Annotated in this window: 8 protein-coding genes and 1 pseudogene; 6 read left to right on the top strand and 3 right to left on the bottom strand. The window is 72.8% G+C overall.

Annotation, left to right across the window (positions count from 1 at the left end):
* The 6 genes and pseudogenes from HW577_RS16965 to HW577_RS16990 all read left to right on the top strand — a co-directional run.
* Positions 1-205: pseudogene (locus tag HW577_RS16965) on the top strand (SRPBCC family protein); the annotation flags it as partial.
* Positions 206-207: 2 nt separating this feature from the next.
* On the top strand, positions 208-1,086 hold the full coding sequence (locus tag HW577_RS16970; protein WP_198377339.1) for an AAA family ATPase: 879 nt from the start codon (positions 208-210) through the stop codon (positions 1,084-1,086).
* A gap of 82 nt (positions 1,087-1,168) precedes the next feature.
* Positions 1,169-2,428: a vWA domain-containing protein gene (locus HW577_RS16975; RefSeq protein ID WP_198377332.1), complete on the top strand. Its 1,260-nt coding sequence runs from the start codon at positions 1,169-1,171 to the stop codon at positions 2,426-2,428.
* Positions 2,425-2,757 carry an XdhC family protein gene (locus tag HW577_RS16980; RefSeq protein WP_198377333.1) on the top strand — a complete coding sequence of 111 codons (333 nt, stop codon included), beginning with the start codon at positions 2,425-2,427 and terminating at the stop codon, positions 2,755-2,757. The genes HW577_RS16975 and HW577_RS16980 overlap by 4 nt, the downstream gene beginning before the upstream one ends.
* Complete coding sequence (locus tag HW577_RS16985) at positions 2,754-3,494, top strand: XdhC family protein (protein WP_198377334.1); 741 nt, start codon at positions 2,754-2,756, stop codon at positions 3,492-3,494. Before HW577_RS16980 ends, HW577_RS16985 begins: the two co-directional genes overlap by 4 nt.
* The gene (locus tag HW577_RS16990; protein WP_198377335.1) at positions 3,491-5,134 is read left to right on the top strand and encodes an NTP transferase domain-containing protein; all 1,644 of its coding nucleotides are present in this window, start codon (positions 3,491-3,493) and stop codon (positions 5,132-5,134) included. The genes HW577_RS16985 and HW577_RS16990 overlap by 4 nt, the downstream gene beginning before the upstream one ends.
* A 127-nt stretch (positions 5,135-5,261) precedes the next feature.
* On the opposite strand, the gene HW577_RS16995 is transcribed toward HW577_RS16990, so the two are convergent.
* The 3 genes from HW577_RS16995 to HW577_RS17005 form a co-directional block, all read right to left on the bottom strand.
* The gene (locus HW577_RS16995) at positions 5,262-5,774 is read right to left on the bottom strand and encodes a glycosyltransferase family 61 protein (RefSeq protein WP_198377336.1); all 513 of its coding nucleotides are present in this window, start codon (positions 5,772-5,774) and stop codon (positions 5,262-5,264) included.
* Positions 5,672-6,085, bottom strand: a complete 414-nt coding sequence (locus tag HW577_RS17000; protein WP_198377337.1) for a hypothetical protein — start codon at positions 6,083-6,085, stop codon at positions 5,672-5,674. Before HW577_RS17000 ends, HW577_RS16995 begins: the two co-directional genes overlap by 103 nt.
* Positions 6,082-7,156 (bottom strand): glycosyltransferase family 61 protein (locus HW577_RS17005; RefSeq protein WP_198377338.1); only part of this gene is annotated, 1,075 nt, incomplete at its 5' end. The genes HW577_RS17000 and HW577_RS17005, both read right to left, overlap by 4 nt.

Genomic DNA, 7,156 nt, shown 5'->3' on the forward strand with positions numbered 1-7,156 from the left:
CCCGCCGCCGCCGGCCGAGATCCCAGCCGCCGCCGAAGCCGCGCCCGCCGCGCCGGTACCTGCCGCCGCTCCGCGTGCGATCCCGGCCGCGCCCGCCGGCATCTCCATCTTCGACCTGCTGCCGGAAGCGCCCTTCGGCATCCCGCTGCTCGCCTGGGCGGGCGGGGCGATCTGGCTCGTCATCCTGGCACTGATGTTCCTGTGAGCATGCCCGCGAGCGTCGCGGAGACGCAGGCGCTGCTCGCCGCGGGCGGCTACGTCGCGGACCGCGCGCTCGCGACCACCGTCCACCTCGCGCTGCGCATGGGCCGCCCCCTGTTTCTCGAAGGCGAGCCCGGCACCGGCAAGACCGAGATCGCGAAGGTGCTCGCGAAGATGCTGCCGCGGCATCTCGTCCGGCTGCAATGCTATGACGGGCTCGACCTCTCGGCCGCGGCCTATGAGTGGAACCATGCCCGGCAGCTGATGGCGATCCGCTTGGCGGAAGCCTCAGGCGAGACGGATCGGGAAGCCCTGGAACGCGGCATCTACGACCGGCGCTTCCTGCAGTCCCGCCCGCTGCTCCAGGCATTGGAGGGCGAGCCCTCGGTGCTGCTGATCGACGAGCTCGACCGTGCGGACGAGCCCTTCGAGGCATTCCTACTCGAGATCCTGGCCGACTTCCAGATCAGCATCCCGGAACTCGGCACCGTGCGGGCGCTGACGCCGCCGGTCGTCATCATCACCTCCAACCGCACGCGGGAGGTGCATGACGCGGTGCGGCGGCGCTGCCTCTATCACTGGGTCGATTATCCCGACGCGGCCCGCGAACGCGCGATCCTGCGGCTGCGCGCGCCGGGCCTGCCGGAGAAGCTATCCGCGCAGATCGTTGCCTTCGTCCAGAAGGTCCGTGACGGGGACTACTTCAAGCTGCCAGGGGTGGCCGAGACGATCGACTGGGCGCAGGCGCTCGCGGCCCTGGATGCGAAGGAACTCGAGCCCGGGGCGGTGGACGAGACGCTCGGCGTTCTCCTCAAGTACCAGGATGACATCGCCAAGCTGAAGGGTGCGGAAGCCGCCCGTCTGATCGCCGAGAGCGCGGCGTGATCTTGCGCGCCCGCCGCCCCCGCCCAGAAGACGAAGAAGGGAGGGGGCCCGGGGGAGGTTCCCCTCCCCAGGCCTTTACCGCATGGCGCTGACCCCCGACCGCGATGCCTCCCGCATCATCGGCGCCGCCCAGGCCCGCGCCGCAGGTGCCGCGACCGCCCCCGGCGGGCATCTCGCCGACAACCTCCTCGCCTTCACCCGCCTGTTGCGTCGCACCGGCCTGCCGCTCGGCCCCGGGGAAGCGATCGCGGGGCTTGAGGCGCTGACCGAGGTCGACCTTGCCGAGCGTCGCCAGGTCCATGCCGCGCTGCGTGCCGTGATGGTCCATCGGCGGGAGCATTTCGAGCTGTTCGACCAGGCCTTCCAGCTCTTCTGGCGGGACCCCGAAGCTGCCGCGCACGCCGCCGCCATGGCGCTGATGGACGGCAACAAGCCCAGGGACGAGAAGGCCCCACCCGCCGCGAGGCGCCTCGCCGAGGCGATGCAGGGCGAAAAGCCCAAGCCGAAGCCGCCCGAGGAGCCGCCCCCGCGCCACGACATGACCTTCACGGTCAGCGAGCGCGAGCGCCTCCAGCAGATGGATTTCGAGGCCATGTCGGCCGAGGAGGTGGCGGCTGCGAAGCAGGAGATCCGCCGCCTGTGCCTGCCGCTGGATGAGCGCCGCACGCGCCGCTTCCGCCCCGACCCCTTCGGCCCGGTGGCGGACCTCCGCGCGACCGTGCGCGAAAGCCTGCGCACGGGCGGGGAGATCCTCGACCTGGCGCGCCGGCGCCGCGTGACGCGCCCGCCGCCGCTGGTGGCGCTGTGCGACATCAGCGGTAGCATGTCCCGCTACGCGCAGGTGCTGCTGCATTTCCTGCATGCGGTCGCGAATGACCGGGACCGGGTGCACGCCTTCCTCTTCGGCACGCGGCTGACGAACGTCACGCGCCAGTTGAAGCATCGCGATCCGGAGGTCGCCTTCGAGACCATCGCGCATATCGTCCCGGACTGGTCGGGCGGGACGCGCATCGGCGAATCGCTCGCGCTGTTCAACCGGCAATGGGGGCGGCGCGTGCTCGGCCAGGGCGCGGTCGTGCTGCTGATCACGGATGGTCTGGACCGGGAAGGTGCCGCGGGCCTCGCGGAAGCGACCGAGCGGCTGCGCGGGTCCTGCCGGCGGCTGATCTGGCTGAATCCCCTGTTGAGATTCCAGGGCTTCCAGCCCAAATCCCAAGGCATCCGGGCAATGCTGCCCCATGTGGACGATTTCCGCCCGGTGCATAACCTGAACAGCCTGCGGGACCTGGTCGCGACCCTGTCCGACCCGCACGCCGCGCAGCGCGGAAGGAAGGCGGCATGAGCACCGACACGACGCAATCCGAGGACATCCTTGCGATCGCCGCCCGCTGGAAGGCGGAAGGCGAGCAGGTGGCGATCGCGACGGTGGTCGAGACCTGGGGGTCCTCCCCCCGCCCCGCCGGCTCGCGGCTCGCGGTCACCGCCTCGGGGCGGCTGATGGGCTCGGTCTCGGGCGGCTGCATCGAAGGCGCGGTCGCCGATGCCGCGAAGCAGGCGATGTCCTCGGGCGAACCCGCCTTGCTCGACTTCGGCATCTCGGATGAGCGCGCCTGGGAAGTCGGCCTGTCCTGCGGCGGCAAGATGAAGGTCTTCGTGGAGCCGCTGACATGAGGGCCGAGATCCTCGCCCGCCTGCAGGCGGAACGCGCCGCGCAGCGCCCCGTGGTGCTGCTGACGCGTCTGTCGGATGGCGAACAGCATCTCTGGCCGCAGGAAGCCCTGCCCGCGATGCTGGCCGAGGCGGCGCGCGCCGCGCTCGGGGCCGAGAAGGCAGCGAATGTGATGCTGGATGGGGAGGCGTGGTTCGTCCATCCGCACAACCCGCCGCTGCGCATCATCGTGGTCGGCGCGGTGCACATCGCCCAGGCAATGGCGCCGATGGCCGCCCCGCTCGGCTTCTCAATGGCCGTGGTCGACCCGCGCCGCGCCTTCGCGACCGAGGAAAGGCTGCCGGGCGTGACGCTCTCGACCGACTGGCCGGACGAGGCCATGGTCGCGCTGAAGCCCGACATCCGCACCGCAGTCGTAACGCTGACGCACGACCCGAAGCTCGACGACCCGGCGCTCGACGCGGCGCTGCGCAGCGAGGCCTTCTACATCGGCGCGCTCGGCAGCCGCCGCACCCATGCCAAGCGTGTCGCGCGGCTGAAGGACCTCGGCCACGACGACGCGGCGATCGCGCGCATCCACGCCCCGGTCGGGCTCGACATCGCGGCCGTGACGGCGGTCGAGATCGCGCTGTCGGTCATGGCCGAGATCGTCGCCGCGCGCCGCGGCGCGGCCCTCGGCCAGCCGCGCCCCATTCCGGCGCCCGAGCAGGGCCGCGTCAGCATCGGGATCGGCGCATGATCTTCGGCCCGACGCCGCTCGAGGAAGCGAAGGGTGCGATCCTCGCCCATTCGCTGCGCCTGACGGGCAAGGTCCTGAAGAAGGGCACGGTGCTCGACGACGCCGCGGTCACCGCGCTCAAGGATGCCGGCAAGCGGGAGGTGATCACCGCCCGCCTCGAGGCCGGCGACGTGCCGGAGGACGAGGCGGCGGAACGCCTCGCCGTCGCGCTGACCGCGCCGTACATCGCCCGATCCCGCGCCGCGACGGGCCGCGTGAACCTTTTCGCCGAGACGGCCGGCCTGCTCGTCATCGACGCGAAGCGGATCGATGCGGTCAACGCCGTCGATGAAAGCCTGACGGTCGCGACCCTGCCGAACCACACCGTGGTCTCGGCCAAGGAGATGCTCGCGACCATCAAGGTCATCCCCTTCGCCGTGCCGGGCCGCGTGCTGTCGGTCGCGGAGGCGGTCGCGCGCGCCGCCGCCGCGCCGCCGCTGGCGATCCACCCCTTCCGCCCGCTCAAGGTTGGCCTGGTGCTGACTGAACTGCCCGGCATCAAGGAAAGCGTCATGGAGGGCGCGGTGGAGGCGACCTCCGCCCGCGTCGAGGCATTGCACGGCACCATGCTGCCCGTCGAACGCGTCCGGCATGAGGAAGGCTCGGTCTCCGAGGCGCTGTCGCGGCTGAAGCGCGCGGGGGCGGAGATCCTGCTCATCGCCGGCGCCTCGGCGGTGGTGGACCGGCGGGATGTCGGCCCCGCGGCGATCGTCCGCGCCGGCGGCGCGGTCACCCATTTCGGGATGCCGGTCGATCCGGGCAACCTGCTCTGCCTCGGCGAGATCGCGGGCATTCCCGCCCTGGTGCTGCCCGGCTGCGCGCGCAGCCCGAAGCTTAACGGCTTCGACTGGGTCCTGCAGCGGCTGTTCGCCGGGCTCAAGGTGAAGCGCACGGATATCACGGCGATGGGCGTGGGCGGGCTGCTCAAGGAGATCGAGGTGCGCCCCCTGCCGCGCGAACAGGCGCCACGCACGCCGCCGGCGACGCTCGCCCCCCGCCGCGCGCGCACCGTCGCGGCAATCGTGCTCGCCGCTGGGCGGTCGCGCCGCATGGCGCCGCTGAACAAGCTGCTGGTCGCCGACCAGCAGGGCGTGCCGATGGTCGCGCGCGTGGTGGACAATGCCCTTGCCTCTCACGCGCGGCCAATCATCGTAGTGACGGGCCATGAGCGCGACCGCGTGGAGGAGGCGCTGTCGGGCCGCCCCGTGCTCTTCGCCCATGCAGAGCATTATGCCGAGGGGCTGTCGGCCTCGCTGAAGGCCGGCCTCGCCGCGCTGCCGGAGGATGCGGAGGGTTTCCTCGTCTGCCTGGGCGACATGCCCCTGGTGGCCGGCCCGATGCTGGATCGGCTGATCGCCGCCTTCGACCCGGAGGAAGGCCGCGCCATCGTCATGCCGACCTTCCGCGGCAAGCAGGGCAACCCGATGCTCTGGAGCCGCGAATTCCTGCCCGAGATGGCTTCGATCACCGGCGATGTCGGCGCCCGCCACCTGGTCGGCACGCATGCCGACCGGATGGTGGAGGTCGAGATGGCGGATGACGCCGTGCTGCGGGACTTCGACACCACGGACGCGCTCAAGGGGTTGCCGCGCAACGGCTGACAGCCGCCGCGACGGTCAGCCTTCAAGGATCGCGGCCGCGACGGCGCCGGGTCGGCAAGCCGCACCGACTGGCGCGGCCCGTCGACCGCCGGCGCGCCAGCAAGGGCGACGGGCAGGATCTCCTGCGCTAAGCCCGTGGCCGCCGCGATGGTCTCATAGGTCGCACCAAGTCGCGATGCAGACCGCGGCTGAGGATCGAGACGCGCGCCGGCACGACATCGAACAGCAACAGCAGGTGCAGCGCCGAGTCCATGAGGCCCACGATCCGCTCCGCCCCGGCAAGCGCCGCGAGCTGCCGTGGCAGCGACAGCGTCTCCGCCCGCAGGATCGTCCAGCCTGCCGCGGCGAGGCGCGCCTCCACCGCCGCCTCGCCCTGCACGTGCGCGACCCGGTCCGGCAGCGCGCTGCCGGACAGCCAGACGCGCTTGCCGCCCTGCACCGGCCCGTAGGGCGCGACGCCGAGGGCCGCTGCCTGCGCCGGATGAAACCAGCCGCCGAAGACGCAGCCCTGTTGCGGGACGACCGGTTCCTCGACGGTCACGGCCTCGACGAGGACGTTGACCTCCGGCGCGGCAAGCCCTGCGAAGCCGAGCAGCGTCGCCCTGTCGCAGGGGAGACGCCAGGGCCCTGCCGATGCCACAGCACCGGCGTCTCCGGCGCGGCGCGCAGATGCCAGGCGCGCGCCAGCGCGTCGAGCAGCCCGTGCCCGAAATGCGGCACCAGCTGCCCGCCATAGGCGTGCCGCCCGGCGATCCGGCGCATGGGCGGGCGCGGCGGCGCGGTCGCAAGATCGAGCGCCCTGTGCCGCCAGGCCGCTTCCGGCACGGGCCGCCCCGAGGCGTCGAAGACGCCCAGCACGAAAGGATAAAGCGGCGTCGGCCCGGGTTCCGGCGGCACGAGCAGCGCATCGCGCAGCACCGCGAGGCCGAGGCGTCCCGGCGCGTCGTTCATGCCCCCAGCAGCCCCCAGGCGCGCAGCTGACTGAGCAGGGCCGGGATATCGACCCGGCAGCGCGCCTCATGCCCTTGCCCCGCCACGGGTTCCATCAGCCAGCCATGCCAGGCAAGGCCGCGCAGCATCGCCAGCCGCGCATGGGTCGGCACGCCGTAGCCGGTCGGGTGGAGTTCAATGAGTGCCGCGCCCGGCGCCGCGAAGCCGGCATTTGTCAGCCCCGCGCCATGCGCGCCGATGACCAGGCGGGCGGCGGCGAAGCGCGCCACCTGCGCGGCATAGGGCATCGCGCCGGGTGTCACGATCTCGAACCCCTCCGCCGCCAGGGCCGCGGCCAGCGCGTCCTCGTTCTCGATCGCCCGGCGCCCGGGCGCATCGAAGCGCGCGACATAGACCCGAGGCCCCGCCGGCGCCGCGGCGACGCCGGCCCGGATGGCGGCGAAGGCCCTGCCCGCATGGGCACCGGGCGTGACCGAGACGGCGAGCGGCGATGGCCAGGCCAGGGCCGCGCAGCGCACCAGCCCGCCCGAGCGCACCACCGGGCCGGTCCACGGCGTCAGCCGCAGCGCCGCGTCCTGGAAGGCGGGCAGGCCGACATGCAGCAGGATGGGGACGTCACGGCCAAGCGCTTCCCGCCCCAGCGCCAGGGCGGCGAGGCAGTCGCCATGCCAGTGCCAGTAGTTCCGTCCGCCCGGGGTCTGCATGCACAGGACGGGGCCATCGACGCGCGTCGCGAGCCCTTCCGCCCAGCCGTGGGCGAAGCGCGGCTCCGCCAGGAACTCCGCCACCCGCCCGCGATGCCAGGGCGGGATGCTCTCCAGCAGTGGTCGGCCGCCCAGGAAGACGGTCCAGGCCCCGGTATGAACCAGCGCATCGGCCAGCACATGGATCATCGCCGGCGGGGCAACAGGCGCGGGGTCCAGCAGGGCGCCGAGGCGCGGTGCGGCGGCGAGCGCCGGGGGTGCCGCCTTCAGGCCGTCGAGGGCCGAAAGCCGCTCGGCCGGCGCGATGGCGAAGGTCCCGGCCTCGCCTCGGAGCAGGGCGTCCCGCGCGGCGCGGGCGCCGCCGTCG

The sequence above is a fragment of the Neoroseomonas rubea genome (assembly GCF_016106015.1).
In the GTDB taxonomy this organism is placed as follows: Bacteria; Pseudomonadota; Alphaproteobacteria; order Acetobacterales; family Acetobacteraceae; genus Neoroseomonas; species Neoroseomonas rubea.